The following is a 13,638-nucleotide window of genomic DNA, read 5'->3' as shown; positions in this document are numbered from 1 at the left end:
GAATGGCGGAAGCCAGGGTTACTGAGCGCGCATCCGGCCGTTAGTGTGGCGGCCCGTATCGCCGCCGACGAGACATCAAGCCCATGCTGTCGAACATCGCCGCCCGCGACGTCGAGACCCTCGTCCACCCCTACACCAACCTCGCGACGTTTCGCGAAACCGGCCCGCTGGTGCTGGAGCGCGGCCATGGTGTCTGGGTCTACGACACCGACGGCCGCCCCTACCTCGAAGGCATGGCCGGCCTCTGGTGCACGGCGCTCGGCTACTCGAACGAAGAGCTCGTCGAGGCCGCCACCGAGCAGATGTCGCGCCTGCCCTTCACGCATCTGTTCTCCGGCCGCAGCCACGACCCGGCGATCGAGCTCGCCGAGACGCTGAAGGAGCTGATGCCGGTCCCGACCTCGAAGATCTTCTTCACCTCCTCGGGATCGGAGGCGAACGACACCCAGGTGAAGCTCATCTGGTACATGAACAACGCGCTGGGACGCCCGAGAAAGAAAAAGATTCTGTCCCATCGCAAGGGCTATCACGGCGTCACCGTCGCGACCGCCTCGCTGACCGGGCTCGCCGCCAACCACGCCGACTGGGACCTGCCGATCCCGGGTTTCCACCACGTCGCCTGCCCGCACCACTATCGCGGCGCCGAGGCCGGCGAGACCGAGGAAGCCTTCTCGCAACGCCTTGCCGACGCCCTCGAAGCGCAGATCTTGGCCGAGGACCCGGACACCGTCGCCGCCTTCTTCGCCGAGCCGGTAATGGGCGCGGGTGGCGCGATCCTGCCGCCCGCGGACTATTTCGCGAAGGTGCAGGCGGTGCTCGACCGCTACGACATCCGCTTCGTCGCCGACGAGATCATCTGCGGTTTCGGCCGGACCGGGAACTGGTTCGGAAGCCAGTCCCTCGGCATGCGGCCGGCCACGATCTCCTTCGCCAAGGCGGTGACGTCGGGCTACCTGCCGCTCGGCGGCATCTCCATCGACGAACCGCTCTACCGGGCGATGCTCGACGAGAGCGCCAAGCTCGGCGGCTTCGGCCACGGCACCACCTATTCCGGCCACCCGGTCGCCTGCGCCGTCGCGAACAAGACCATCGAGATCTACAAGCGCGACCGCATCATCGCGCGCGTCGCCGAGAAGGCACCGCACTTCCAGGCAAGGCTCACGGCGCTCGGCGACCATCCGCTGATCGGCGAGGCGCGCGGCATCGGCCTGATCGGCGGCATCGAAATCGTCGCCGACAAGGCCTCGAAGCGCCAATACGACCCGAAGGCTGCTGTGGCTGCGCGCTGCGTGGCCTTCGCCCAGGCAGAAGGGTTGATCGTGCGCTTCCTCACCGGCGACCGTATCGCGGTCTGCCCGCCGCTGATCATCGAGCCCGACGAGATCGACACGCTGTTCGAACGCCTGACCCGGGCGCTGGATCGCACGGCGGCGTGGATCAAGGCGGAGGGGCTGGAGGCGATGCCGGCGGCTTGATACGCCGCACCTTCCCTCATCCTCAGTCAGATCGCCGATGACCGACGAACCCACCCTCCGCACCCTGCTTCCGCTCCTCGAACGCATCGCGACGGCGCTGGAGCGTGCCGTGCCCGCTCCCGCGCCCGTCACCGACATCGGGTCGGCGGATGCCTTCCTGTGGGGACCCGAGCGGCGGCTGATCGCGGTGCCCAAGGTCAACCGCATCGCGATCGGCCTGCTCACCGGCATCGACCGGGTGCGCGACCTGCTCGTCGAGAACACCGAGCGTTTCGCCAAGGGCCTGCCGGCCAACAACGCCCTGCTCTGGGGCGCGCGCGGCATGGGCAAGTCCTCGCTGGTCAAGGCGGCGCAGGCCGAGATCAACGGGCGCCGGGCGGAGGGCGTGCTGCCGATGAAGCTCGTCGAGATCCATCGCGAGGACATCGAGGCCCTGCCCGATCTGATGGCGGTGCTGCGGCCCGATCCGCATCGCTGGCTGGTCTTCTGCGACGACCTCTCGTTCGACGCCGACGACACCTCCTACAAGTCGCTGAAGACGGCGCTCGACGGCGGTATCGAGGGCCGGCCGGAGAACGTGCTGTTCTACGCCACCTCGAACCGCCGCCACCTGCTCGCCCGCGAGATGGTCGAGAACGAGCGCTCCACCGCGATCAATCCCGGCGAGGCGGTGGAGGAGAAGGTCTCGCTATCGGACCGCTTCGGTCTCTGGCTCGGTTTCCACAAATGCAGCCAGGACGAATACCTCGCCATGATTCGCGCCTATGCCGAACGCCATACCCTCGCCGTGGAGCCGGAGCGGCTGCGGGCCGAGGCGCTGGAATGGGCGACGACGCGCGGCTCGCGTTCGGGTCGCACGGCGTTCCAGTTCATCCAGGATCTGGCCGGGCGGCTGGGGCAGCGGCTCGAAAGCTGACACCCCGGCAGCTCATCGGCGCCGACGCGTTGTCGCTGAAACCGTCGCCGCCATGTAGTCTTACGGTTCGATAGTCCACCTGCCTCGGACAGGCAGGCAGTCGATGACGAAGGAACCTTGGCGATGAGCATAATCGACAGCATCAAGGGATCGCTCGGCGGTGCCCTCGGCACGGCGGTGGCTTCGGCCTTGCCGGGCATCGTCGAGAAAGTCTTTCCGGGCGGCCTGCAGGGCCTGCTCAACCAGCTCGCGCAATCGGGCTACGGCAAACAGGTGAATTCCTGGCTCGGCCGCGGCGAGAACCAGCCGATCACCACCGACGACCTGCGCAACGCGCTGAACGACTCGCATACCAAGGAGATCGCCGAGAAACTCGGCATCCCCTATGATCAGGTGCTGGAGACGCTCGCGAAACTGCTGCCGCAGGCCGTCGACCAGCACAGCCCGAACGGACAGTTGCAGGCTCCGCCGGCCGAGGGGGCACAACGGAACTGAGCCGCGGGCCGTCGCCGGCAACCTTTCTCACGTGGTGACTGCGCGTGGCGGTTCTATCGGCGCCGCCGCGTCTTGCATCTCCGATCTTTGTGGCTCGATCCGACTCTCAAGCAGCGGTCTGAAAAGGCACGTCCAGCGACAATCCGCTGCCCTCGACGTGAATCGAGACCGCGAAGCCCAGCTTGGCAACGAGGACCATCAGCTTCTGAACGGAGAAACGGCTGAGTTTCTCGTTCATGAGAGCCGACACGTTCGGCTGGTCGAGGCCCAGCACCTCGCCGGCTTCCTTCTGTGTCAGCTCGCGACGGCGAATTTCTTCGGCAGCAAACCGGATCAGCCGGGATTTTACGACGAGCTCGTCGGGGTCCGGTAATCCGAGCTCATGAAAGGCGCTCTTCGTTTCTGCTCTATCCGACACTACGGCCTCCTTTCGGCTACGTAAGCTGGTCTACGGCACAGATGCGCGATCTCGCTCTTCGGCTTCATGTAGGCGGGATCTGATCACGTCGAGATCGTGCTTCGGTGTCTTGCTGCCTTGCTTCGATTTCTTCTTGAAAGCATGCAGCACGTAGACCGCGTGATCGAGGCGGACCGTATAGACGCAGCGATAGGTGTCACCATCGTGATCTTCGACGATCTCGACCACGCTACCGCCGCCGAAACCTTTGAGGATTTTCGTGCCGGGAGCGCGTGCACCAAATTGAGCGAGATAGAGAGCGTGACCCACATCCTGCCTCGCCAGTTCGGGAAACGCGATCAGATCCTTCCGGCTCGAGCCCACGAATTCCAGCGGTCGAAGCTGTCGATCATCGTCCCCCATCGCGTTTCGTCCGATCACGACACGCCCCTGATATAGCAGCAGTGATATCGTACGAGAAGACGCGCCGTGTTGTGGTTCGCGGACGTCCGATCCGCCGCGTCGGCGCACGGCCGACCTGGTCCAATGCGACCGGGTTCCTTGAGGCGTCCACGAACGAAAAACGGCGGCCCTTTCGGGCCGCCGCGTGTCTCGCTTGAGCCAGCAAATCAATTGCTGGCGAGGTGGGGGATCGGGTCGACCGGGGTCGCGCCCTTGCGGATTTCGAAGTGAAGCTGGGGCGAGGTGACGTTGCCGGTGGCGCCGGACTTGGCGATGGTCTGGCCGCGCTTGACCTTCTCGCCGGGGCGCACGTCGAGCTCGCCGTTATGGGCGTAGGCCGAGACGTAGCCGTTGGTGTGGCGCACCAGGACGAGCTTGCCGTAGCCCTTCACGTCCGAGCCGGCATAGGCGACGGTGCCGTCTTCGGCGGCCTTCACCGGGGTTCCCTCCGGCACGGCGATGTTGATGCCCTCGTTGCCCGAGGAGCCGTAGCCGTTGATGACGCGGCCCTTGGCCGGCCAGCGGAACGACTCGTTCGCGTCGGCCTTGACCGAGGCGGTCGTGGTGGGCTCGACGCTCGCGACCTTCACGGGAGCGGCCTTCTCGGCCTCCTTGGCGACGGGCTTCGTCTCCTTGGCGGCAGCCTGCTTGGTCTCCTTCGCGGAGGCCTTCGCGGAGGCTTCTGCCGCCTTGGCCTCGGCGACCTTCTTCTGAGCGTCGGCCTTGGCCTCCTTGGCAGCCTTCGCCTCGACTTCGCGCTTGGCCTCGGCCTTCTTGTCGGCCTTGAGCTCAGGCTTGGTCTCTGCCTTGGCGTGCTTCTCGTCGGCGGCCTTGGTCGCGTGCTTGGGCGACTTCTTGGCGTCGAGTTCGGCCTGCTTCTTCGCCTCGGCGGCCTTGCGGGCCTCCGCGGCCTTCTTGGCCTCGGCCTGCTTCGAGGCTTCGGCCTCCTTGCGGGTCTCGGCCTCGCGCCGGGCTTCGGCGGCCTTGTCGATCTTCGGGGTGCCGTTCGCGCCCTTGCCGAAGACGAGCTTCGGCTGCGGGGCGACCGGCGAGACGCGGGGCGTCATGGCCTTGCCGGCGGACGGGTTCATGCCGTCGACGGCGCCGGAGAACGGCTCGGAGGCCGCAACGCGGCTCGGCGCGGAGCGCGGCGACATCGTCGCGCCGGGCGCGGCGAGTTCCTGCGACTGGATGCGCGGGGTGCGGATGGCGGGCGCCGCGGCCATGTCGGCCTCGCCGCCGTCGCCGAGGCTCCCCGTCGCCGAGGGCTCGTTCGATGCGAATGGATTGGAGAACGGCGTGCCGAGGCGCGACGCATCCGACGAACAGGCGGCCGCGCCGCCTCCGATCATTCCGATGAGCGCAAGCCGCGACAGCGTCTTCCACCCACGACTAGCCCCTCGAACTCGCATCGACGCACCCGCTTACAGACGCAACTTGATGACGTCATTCAAACGGGATTCAGGTTAAACAACCGTTCCCGTTCACCAAGCTTGTGCCGCATTTGCGAGGGCCGGGAACCAACCGCGACCGTGCCGGTGCCGTCAGAGCACGTGCGCGCGGCCCGGCGTCAACGGAGGCAGGCGGCACCTCATCTCCGCTCGTCTTGCGAGGCCGCCTTCGGCGGCGCGGTCGACGACGGCGAGGTGGGTGCCCTGCCCTGCCGCGACGGCTCCGACCAGCCGTCCGCCCGGCGCGAGCGCCGCGACGAGATGCGGTGGAATCTCCCGGCAGGCGCCGTTGACGAGGATGCGATCGAACCGCCCCTCCCCGATCGCGTCCGCATCGAGCCCGTCGCCGATCTCCACGGTGGCGTCGGCGAGATCGCTGCCGAGGCGGTCGCGGGCCGCGCGGGCGAGCCCGGCATAGCGCTCCAGGCTGCGGACATGGCCGCTGCCGAGATGCACCAGCAGCGCGGTGACGTAGCCCGAGCCGGTGCCGATCTCGAGGACGCGGGCGCCGGCCGGTACGCCGAGCAGTCCGAGCATCGCCGCCACCGTCGTCGGCGCCGTCATGCTCTGTCCGCAGGGGAGCGGCAGGGCGATGTCGCGGCGGGCATGGGCGCAGAGTGCCGGGGGGGCGAAACGCTCGCGCGGCACCCCCTCCATCGCCCGCAGGATGCCCATGTCGCGCACGCCGCGCTCGCGCAGCAGCAGCACGAAGGCGGCGTCGCCGATCGCAGAGGCGTCGTCGCCCTCCCCCGCGATCGTCATGCGGCTCAGTCCTCGAAGGCCTGGGCGAAGCGCGTGAGCGTCGGCTCGTCGGTGAGGTTGAGGCGCAGGGGCGTCACCGAGATGCGGTTCTCGGCGATGGCCTTCAGGTCGGTGCCGTTGCCCGGCTCGAACCGGGCCTTGGCGAAGGCGAGCCAGAAATACGGGTTTCCGCGCCCGTCATGACGCGCATCGATGGCGAGCAGCGCTTGGTTGCGCTGGCCCTGCGCGGCCACCGAGGTGCCCTGCACGTCGCCGGGTTCGCAGTCGGGAAAGTTCACGTTGACGACGATGCCGGGCTCGATCCCGATCTCCAGGATTTTTCGCACGACGCCTGCGCCATGTTCCGCCGCGCACTGGAACTTGATCCCGGCCCGGCCGCCATGGCCATAGGCCTGACTCAGCGCGATCGACTTCACGCCGAGGATCGTCCCCTCCATCGCGGCGGCGATGGTGCCCGAATAGGTCACGTCCTCGGCGACGTTCTGGCCGCGGTTGACGCCCGAGAGCACGAGGTCCGGCTTATGCTCGGCGAGGATGTGGGCGATGCCCATGATCACGCAGTCCGACGGCGTGCCCTTCACCGCAAAACGCTTTTCGGAGATCTGACGCAGCCGCAGCGGGTCGTTCAGCGAGAGCGAGTGCGAGACGCCGGACTGGTCGTATTCCGGCGCGACGACCCAGACGTCGTCGCTGAGCTGGCGGGCGATGCCCTCGAGCGTCTCCAGGCCCGGCGCATGGATGCCGTCGTCGTTGGTGACGAGAATGCGCATCAGGCTTTCGGTCCCTCGATCCGGTTGAGGCCGCCCATATAGGGCTGCAGCACGGACGGAATCGTGACGCTTCCATCCGGGTTCTGGTAGTTTTCCATCACAGCGATCAGCGCCCGGCCGACCGCGACGCCCGAGCCGTTCAACGTGTGCACGAAGGCCGGTTTGCCGTCCTTGGCACGGTACCGCGCGTTCATCCGCCGCGCCTGGAAATCGCCGCAGACCGAGCAGGACGAGATCTCGCGGTACGTCTGCTGGCCCGGCACCCAGACCTCGATGTCGTAGGTCTTTTGGCTGGCGAAACCCATGTCGCCGGTGCAGAGCGTCATGACCCGGTAGGTCAGGTCGAGTTTTTTGAGCACGGCCTCCGCGCAGGCGAGCATGCGCTCATGCTCCTCGGCCGACTTTTCGGGCGCGGTGATCGAGACCAGCTCGACCTTGTTGAACTGGTGCTGCCGCAGCATCCCGCGCGTATCGCGCCCCGCGGCGCCGGCTTCCGCGCGGAAGCAGGGGGTGAGGGCCGTGAAGCGGAGGGGGAGTTCGTCTTCGGCGAGGATTTGTTCGCGCACCAGATTTGTGAGGGGGACTTCGGCGGTGGGAATGAGCCAACGGCGGCTATACTTCAGCACGAGTTCGCGCACGCCTCGCCGCTCGTTTTCTTCGAATGCCTTCGACGCCTCGCTACCATCGTCAACGATCGGATCCGTTGATTCCAGATAATTGAGGGCTTCAGAAACTCCCCTTTCGATTTCCAAAGTGTTCCCGGCAAAGAATTGATCGTCTTCGAACTTCGGCAACTGCGCCGTGCCGAACATCGCCTCGTCCCGCACGAGGATCGGCGGCGCGACTTCCAAATAACCATGCTCGCCCGTGTGCAGGTCGAGCATGAACTGCCCGATCGCCCGCTCCAGCCGCGCGAGTTGTCCCTTCAGCACCACGAAGCGCGAGCCCGACATCCGGGCCGCCGCCTCGAAATCCATCATTCCGGTGGCTTCGCCGAGCTCGAAATGCTCGCGGCCTTCCGTCAGACGCTCGCGCTCGGAATCGAAGCGGCGGTATTCGACGTTGCCGTGCTCGTCGGCGCCGGGCGGCACGTCGGCCTTCGGCCGGTTCGGGATTTTTGCGAGTTCGTCGTCGAGGGTCTTGGCCGCCTGGCCCTGCTCGCCGTCCAACCGCGAAGAGTCTTCCTTGAGCCGGGCGACCTCGGCCATCAGTTCGGCGGCCCGCGCTTCGTCCTTGGCCTTCTTGGCGCCGCCGATCTCCTTGGAGAGCGCGTTGCGCCGCTCCTGGTTGGCCTGTGCCGCCGACACCGCGCTTTTTCGTGCGTCGTCCAGCGCGATCAGCGCTGCGGCCAGCGGCGCGAGGCCGCGACGGGCGAGGTCGAAGTCGAAGGCCTCCGGGTTTTCGCGGATAGCGCGGATGTCGTGCATGAAACGGCTCGGCGGCTGTCGGTCCGGGGCCGCGGAGCGGAGCCCGGAATCCAGAACCGCCGATGCAGGACCGGGCGCCTGCGGCGGTTCTGGATTCCGGGTTCCCGCCCGAGGCGAGCCCCGGAAAGACGGGGTGTGTGATCGCGCCCGCCTTCTGTCAGCAACCCGCCCGCATGTCCACGATCAGGCGCGCGTGCCTACGCGTCGGTTTCCTCGTACATGCGCCGGAGGATGCGCGGATCGATGCCGGCGTCGGCCGAGATCGCATCGAGAATCGCGGCCGGCGGCAACGCTTTGCCGCTCTCGAACCTCGCAAGCTGCTCCTCCGTGATCCCCGCCGCCTGCGCCATCTGTGCGGGCGTCCGCGAACAATGCTCGCGCACGGTCCGAATCGGATTGCGATTGGCCATCAGCCCATCTGAGAACCAGACGGGCAGGAGAAATTCGGTCCCGGCGTCCAAGGCCGCCCGCGCTTCGTCGACGAGCCTGATCGTCATGCGATCCTCGGCATCTTCGTCGCCGAGTTGCGCAAGCAGCACGTCGTACTCACGGCGTGTCAGCACGATGAGTTCTTCGCCCGAGGTGGTCGTCAAAATCTGAGGTTTCACGGCCTGCCTCCATTCAACGGTAAACTTGGCCTCGATGTCCGGCTCCGACGATCGTCAGAGACGTCGTAGTCTCCTCGAAGATCACCCTGTAATCACCGTCGCGTAAACGTAGGGCGTCCTGACCAACCATCCGCTTCACGTCGCCCTGCCCGGTCAGGCCATACAGCAGCAGCTTGCGCGTAAAGCTCTCTTGGACTGCGTCCGGCAACCTCAGGAAGGCCTTTCCGGCTTCCGGCATGTAAATCAGAGTTTTGTTCATACCGGCCGCCCGCCAGAAGCCGCATGGTAGGTCTCCTCCGCAGACGAGGAAAGCCCTACGGCTCCAACCCCGCAGCCACCCGCTTCGCCCGGCGCATCTTCTCCACGCGACCCACCGAGAACACCGAGGCCTCGTAGAGCAGCAGCATGGGCAGCGCGAGCGACAGCTGCGAGATCACGTCGGGCGGCGTCAGAATGGCAGCGGCGACGAAGACGAGGACGATGGCGTAGCGGCGCTTTTCGCGGAGGAACGCCTGGTCGATGATGCCGACCTGGCCGAGCAGCGTCAGGATCACCGGCAGCTGGAAGGCGAGGCCGAAGGCGAAGATCAGGGTCATGATCAGCGAGAGATACTCGTCGACCTTCGGCAAGAGCTTGATCGTCGGCTCACCGGCGACGCCGACCTGCTGCAGCGAGACCGAGAACGAGATCAGCAGCGGCATCGCCAGGAAATAGACGACGAGTGCGCCGAGGATGAAGAACACCGGCGTGGCCACGAGATAGGGCAGGAAGGCCGAGCGCTCGTTGCGGTAGAGGCCGGGGGCCACGAAGGCGTAGATCTGCGTCGCGATCACCGGGAAGGCCAAAAAGGCCGCGCCGAACACGCTGAGCTTGATGTTGGTGAAGAGCTGCTCGAGGAAATGCGTCGCGATCAGTTCGGCATTCGCCGCGCCCACGATCGAGACGTAGGGGTGCAGCAGCACGTTGTAGATGTTGCGCGAGAAGAAGAAGCACCCGAAGAACATCAGGATGAAGGCGATCAGCGACTTGATCAGCCGGGCGCGCAACTCGATCAGGTGGTCGAGCAACGGCGCGCGCGAAGCCTCGATGTCGGCCTCGTCCGTCTCGCTTGTCATGAAGGCTGGCCGTCCGAAGGTTTGGTGTCGTCCGGCTTGTGGTCGTCAGGCTTGGCGAGCGGCCGCATGACGTCGGTCATCTCAGGCTGCACCACGTCCGACAGTTCGGTCGGCCTGGGGACGTCATAGCTGCCGCCCTGCGCGAGCCGCTCCGTGGCCGCGTCGCTTGCGCCGGCGATGGCGGACGGCGCGGTGCTCTGCATCAGGTCCGGCTTGATCAGGTCCGGCTTGGCATCGCTGGCCTTGGCCCGGCCTTCGACGACATTCTTCAGTTCGTTGCGGATGGTGTCGACCGGGTTGAAGCTCGGTTTGAAGCTCTCGGCCTGCCGCTTCACGTCCGCGACGTCGCGCTTGATGTCGTCGAGTTCGGCCTCGCGGATCGCCTCGTTGAACTGATGTTGGAACTCGCCGGCCATGCGGCGCACCTTCGTCGTGATCTGGCCGAGGGTGCGCAGTGCCTTCGGCAGATCCTTCGGCCCGATGACGATCAGGGCGACGCCGCCGATCAGCATCACCTCGCCCCAGCTCATGTCCAGCATGGCGTCTTCGGTCTCGCCTTGCGCGGCTGATCAGGTCGGCAGCGGCTCAGCTCACTCGGCGATCGGTGGCCGGCTGGGCCGGTGCATGGCTCGGCTCGCCCTGGTGCGGAATGGTGCGGACCGGTTCGCTCGGCATCGTCGCCACCGGCGGCTGTTGGGGCTTCGGCGGCGTCTCCTCGTCCTCGGCCATGCCCTTCTTGAAGGCCTTGATGCCCTTGGCGACGTCGCCCATCAGCTCGGACACCTTGCCGCGGCCGAAGAGCAGCATGACGATGACCGCCACGACGACCCAGTGCCAGATACTCAAGCTGCCCATGGCGAAAATCCCGCACCGCGCCGTCTCCGCCGCGATGCTGTCCCTGATCGATCGATTGTCGTGAACGTAAGGATCGGCCGGAGCGAACACAAGTTCGTACCGGCGATCGAAGCCCCGCGAAATCGCGTCGGATCGTCTTGGCTCGGCCTCAGGCCGCCACCGACAGCCCGGCCTCGAAGCGGCTGCGCGCCTCGGCAACGTCGAAGCTCTCTGCGTTCTCCGTGAGCCGGGCCAGGGCGGCCTCGGCCCGGCGCAGGGGCTCGCCATCGAGCACCGGCGCGCCCGCGACCACGCCGCGCATCTGCCGCATCAGCCCGTTGCAGTGGAGCACGACGTCGATCCCGGCGGCGAAGGCCTGCTCGCTGCGCCGACGATAGGCGCCCTTGAGCGCCTTCATCGAGAGGTCGTCGCTCATCAGCAGGCCGTCGAAGCCGATGGCGCCGCGGATGATGTCGTCGATGACGATGCGCGAGAGCGTGGCTGGCCGCTTCGGGTCGAGATGCGGGTAGACCACGTGGGCGCTCATCGCGAGCGGCATGTCGGCGAGCGCCCGGAACGGCCGGAAGTCCGTCGCCTCGAGGCTCGCCCGGTCTGCATCCACTACGGGCAGGTGGAAATGGCTGTCGCTGGTGGCGCGGCCATGCCCGGGGATGTGCTTGATCACCGGCAGCACGCCCCCGGCCATCAGGCCCTCGGCGACCGCGCGGCCGATCTCTGCGACGGAGTCGGCGTCCTGCGCGTAGGCGCGGTCGCCGATGATGTCGTGGGTACCCTCGACCGGCACGTCGAGCATCGGCGCGCAGTCGACGTTGATGCCCACAGCGGCGAGATCATGCGCCATCAGCCGGGCGCCGAGCCAGGCCATGGCCCGGGCCGAGCCGTTCAGCCGGCCGAAGCGGGCGCCGGCCGGATATTTCGGCCAATGGGGCGGCCCCATGCGCTGAACACGGCCGCCTTCCTGGTCGATCAGGATGGGCGCGTCGGCGCGACCCACGGTCTCGCGCAGGGACGCGGTCAGGGCGCGTACCGCGTCGGGCGAGCCGATGTTGCGCTTGAACAGGATGAAGCCCCAGGGCCGGACGTCGCGAAAGAACGCCGCCTCCCCTGCGGTGAGATGCGTGCCGGAACAGCCGAGGATCAGGGCGCGGCAGGTCATGGTTCGCGGGGTGGTCCTGGGATTGAAACGCGGGCTGCGGTATCGAATCGTCGGCGGCAACGCATGAGAATCGGATGCGCCCCGGCCGGCCGCAAGGCGAAAGCGATGCCGAGCCGCCGACGGACCTCAGGCGGCCGGCTGGTGTTGCTTTCGGGAATCACGGGGTCGGGCCGCGTGGACGTCGGCGCGCGACTGCGCCGCCCACGTGACTCCCGGCGGAGTCCGATGGCACCGGCCGTCATTCCGGGCCCGTGAAACGGAACCAGGAACGACGCGAGGCCTGAAGGAGACTGTGCCGATCAGTTCTTCGATACGAAGCACTGGCCGCCTGCACCCTTCAGATCGGTGCAGAGGCTGTTGGCTTCGTTCTTGGCGAGCGGCCCGACCCGGACGCGGTAGATCGACTTGCCGCCGACTTCCGCCTGCTGGATCAGCTCCGGCTTGCCGGAGAGCTGGCTGAACTTGCCCTGCATCTGGCGGAAGGCCGAGCGCGCCTCGGTCTCGCTGGCGCGGACGCCGATCTGCACCGAGAAGCCGCCGACGGGCGCGGTCGCGGAGGCCGTCGCGACGGGCGCCGCGTCGGTGGAGGCGGTGGTCTCGGGGGAGACGGAGGCGACGCGCTGGACCGCCTTGCGCGCTGCCGGAGCCGGAGCGGCCTCGGCAGCGGGGGCCGCGGCCGGCATCGGCGGCGTGGCGCCGGAGGCGTCGGCGGTCTGCACCGGCTTTGCCGGCACCGGGGTCGAGGCCAGCGCCCGCTGCGGACGCCGCGGCGACACGGCCGGGGTCTGCGAGGAGGCGCCCTCGGAACCGTCCGGCATGGACATGGTCGGGATCGGCGAGGCCGGGATCTGTGCGGCGGGATCGGCCGAGGCGACGCGCTGGGGCTGCGACTGCGCCTGGGAGGACGCGGTCACCGGCGTGTCGGGCTTCACGGACACGGTGCGGACGCGGCGTGGCTCGCCGAGCGAATCGGTTAGCATCGCGGTGTTGCCGGGCGTCGTGCCGCCGGTGGCGCCAGCCGAGCGCGCGGCCTGGGCCACGTCGAGGGGCTGTTCCTCGCGGTTCACGACCTTGATCTGGCCGTCCTTGGCGTTGCGCTCGTAGATCTGCTTGTTCTGGTCGGGAATCTCGACGCCGTCGGCGGCCTGGGGCGCGACCTTGAGCGGTGTTTTGTCGGCGAGCACTGTCACCGGGCCGCCGCTGGTGCCGTGGCCGCCCATGGCCTTCCAGCCGAGCGCGCCGGTGACGCAGAGGGCGAGGACGCCGAGACCGGCGCCGACCTGCACCAGCTGCCTGCGAGGGCGCTTGGCGACGACGGCGCGATAGCCCTGGCCGGATTCGTCGAAGGCGGCCGGATCGTGCCGCTCCTGACCTTCGTCCTCGGCATAGGCACCCTGCTCGACGGTGGCGAGGTACTGGTCGAAGGCGTCGGCGGGAGAATGGGCGGGCTGTGCGGCCGCCGCGTGCTGTGCCTGGGGCGCATCGTGGAAGGCCGGCTCGATCCGGCCGGCCTGGGCGGATCCGACCGAGGTGCGTGCGCCGGCCTGTCCGCCCTGCGAGGCGAGGAGGGCGCGGAAGGGGTCGTCCTGGCCGACGATGCGGGCGAGTTCGGCCAGGGGGTCGGCGCGCTGCGGCGCCGGTGCAGCGGCTTCCGGCAGGGAGGCCTGACGCAGATCACGCTCGAAGGCGTCGAAGTCGATCGCCGCACGCGAAGCGTTCGTCGTCATGGTCGATTCCTTTCCAACCCGG

The 13,638-nt window shown here is 67.7% G+C and carries 15 protein-coding genes and 1 pseudogene; 3 read left to right on the top strand and 13 right to left on the bottom strand.

Annotation, left to right across the window (positions count from 1 at the left end):
• Positions 1–83 precede the first annotated feature (83 nt).
• The 3 genes and pseudogenes from MFF07_RS10880 to MFF07_RS10870 form a co-directional block, all read left to right on the top strand.
• A complete protein-coding gene (locus MFF07_RS10880) occupies positions 84–1,475 on the top strand; it encodes an aminotransferase (RefSeq protein WP_147817718.1) in 1,392 nt (463 codons plus the stop codon).
• A 37-nt stretch (positions 1,476–1,512) separates the two neighbouring features.
• Positions 1,513–2,391, top strand: coding sequence for an ATP-binding protein (locus tag MFF07_RS10875; RefSeq protein ID WP_147817719.1), 879 nt, complete (start codon positions 1,513–1,515; stop codon positions 2,389–2,391).
• Between the two features lie 90 nt (positions 2,392–2,481).
• Positions 2,482–2,886: pseudogene (locus MFF07_RS10870) on the top strand (YidB family protein); the annotation flags it as partial.
• Between the two features lie 106 nt (positions 2,887–2,992).
• Here the strand turns inward: MFF07_RS10870 and MFF07_RS10865 are convergent.
• From MFF07_RS10865 to MFF07_RS10805, 13 genes are all read right to left on the bottom strand, one after another.
• The gene (locus MFF07_RS10865) at positions 2,993–3,304 is read right to left on the bottom strand and encodes a helix-turn-helix transcriptional regulator (RefSeq protein ID WP_147817721.1); all 312 of its coding nucleotides are present in this window, start codon (positions 3,302–3,304) and stop codon (positions 2,993–2,995) included.
• Positions 3,305–3,334: 30 nt separating this feature from the next.
• Complete coding sequence (locus MFF07_RS10860; RefSeq protein WP_147817722.1) at positions 3,335–3,706, bottom strand: type II toxin-antitoxin system RelE/ParE family toxin; 372 nt, start codon at positions 3,704–3,706, stop codon at positions 3,335–3,337.
• Between the two features lie 206 nt (positions 3,707–3,912).
• Entirely contained in the window at positions 3,913–5,157 is a 1,245-nt protein-coding gene (locus MFF07_RS10855; protein WP_147817723.1) for a M23 family metallopeptidase, read from the bottom strand.
• Positions 5,158–5,289: 132 nt separating this feature from the next.
• Positions 5,290–5,958, bottom strand: coding sequence for a protein-L-isoaspartate O-methyltransferase family protein (locus MFF07_RS10850; protein ID WP_147817724.1), 669 nt, complete (start codon positions 5,956–5,958; stop codon positions 5,290–5,292).
• 5 nt (positions 5,959–5,963) lie between these two features.
• Positions 5,964–6,728, bottom strand: a complete 765-nt coding sequence (gene surE, locus MFF07_RS10845; RefSeq protein ID WP_147817725.1) for a 5'/3'-nucleotidase SurE — start codon at positions 6,726–6,728, stop codon at positions 5,964–5,966.
• Entirely contained in the window at positions 6,728–8,155 is a 1,428-nt protein-coding gene (gene serS, locus MFF07_RS10840; RefSeq protein ID WP_147817726.1) for a serine--tRNA ligase, read from the bottom strand. Before serS ends, surE begins: the two co-directional genes overlap by 1 nt.
• A 197-nt stretch (positions 8,156–8,352) precedes the next feature.
• Positions 8,353–8,763, bottom strand: a complete 411-nt coding sequence (locus MFF07_RS10835) for a helix-turn-helix domain-containing protein (protein WP_238231886.1) — start codon at positions 8,761–8,763, stop codon at positions 8,353–8,355.
• Positions 8,764–8,776: 13 nt separating this feature from the next.
• On the bottom strand, positions 8,777–9,022 hold the full coding sequence (locus MFF07_RS10830; RefSeq protein WP_238231884.1) for a type II toxin-antitoxin system RelE family toxin: 246 nt from the start codon (positions 9,020–9,022) through the stop codon (positions 8,777–8,779).
• 55 nt (positions 9,023–9,077) lie between these two features.
• Positions 9,078–9,878: a twin-arginine translocase subunit TatC gene (gene tatC / locus MFF07_RS10825; RefSeq protein WP_147817728.1), complete on the bottom strand. Its 801-nt coding sequence runs from the start codon at positions 9,876–9,878 to the stop codon at positions 9,078–9,080.
• The gene (tatB, locus tag MFF07_RS10820; RefSeq protein WP_238231882.1) at positions 9,875–10,417 is read right to left on the bottom strand and encodes a Sec-independent protein translocase protein TatB; all 543 of its coding nucleotides are present in this window, start codon (positions 10,415–10,417) and stop codon (positions 9,875–9,877) included. The genes tatC and tatB overlap by 4 nt, the downstream gene beginning before the upstream one ends.
• A 46-nt stretch (positions 10,418–10,463) precedes the next feature.
• Positions 10,464–10,733, bottom strand: a complete 270-nt coding sequence (locus MFF07_RS10815) for a twin-arginine translocase TatA/TatE family subunit (RefSeq protein WP_147817730.1) — start codon at positions 10,731–10,733, stop codon at positions 10,464–10,466.
• A gap of 148 nt (positions 10,734–10,881) precedes the next feature.
• On the bottom strand, positions 10,882–11,889 hold the full coding sequence (gene nagZ, locus MFF07_RS10810; RefSeq protein WP_147817731.1) for a beta-N-acetylhexosaminidase: 1,008 nt from the start codon (positions 11,887–11,889) through the stop codon (positions 10,882–10,884).
• Positions 11,890–12,188: 299 nt separating this feature from the next.
• Positions 12,189–13,616 carry an SPOR domain-containing protein gene (locus MFF07_RS10805; protein WP_238231880.1) on the bottom strand — a complete coding sequence of 476 codons (1,428 nt, stop codon included), beginning with the start codon at positions 13,614–13,616 and terminating at the stop codon, positions 12,189–12,191.
• Positions 13,617–13,638: the final 22 nt, after the last annotated feature.

This window comes from Methylobacterium thuringiense (assembly GCF_022179645.1).
Classification (GTDB): Bacteria; Pseudomonadota; Alphaproteobacteria; order Rhizobiales; family Beijerinckiaceae; genus Methylobacterium; species Methylobacterium thuringiense.
This window is presented reverse-complemented; position numbering and strand designations above follow the sequence as displayed.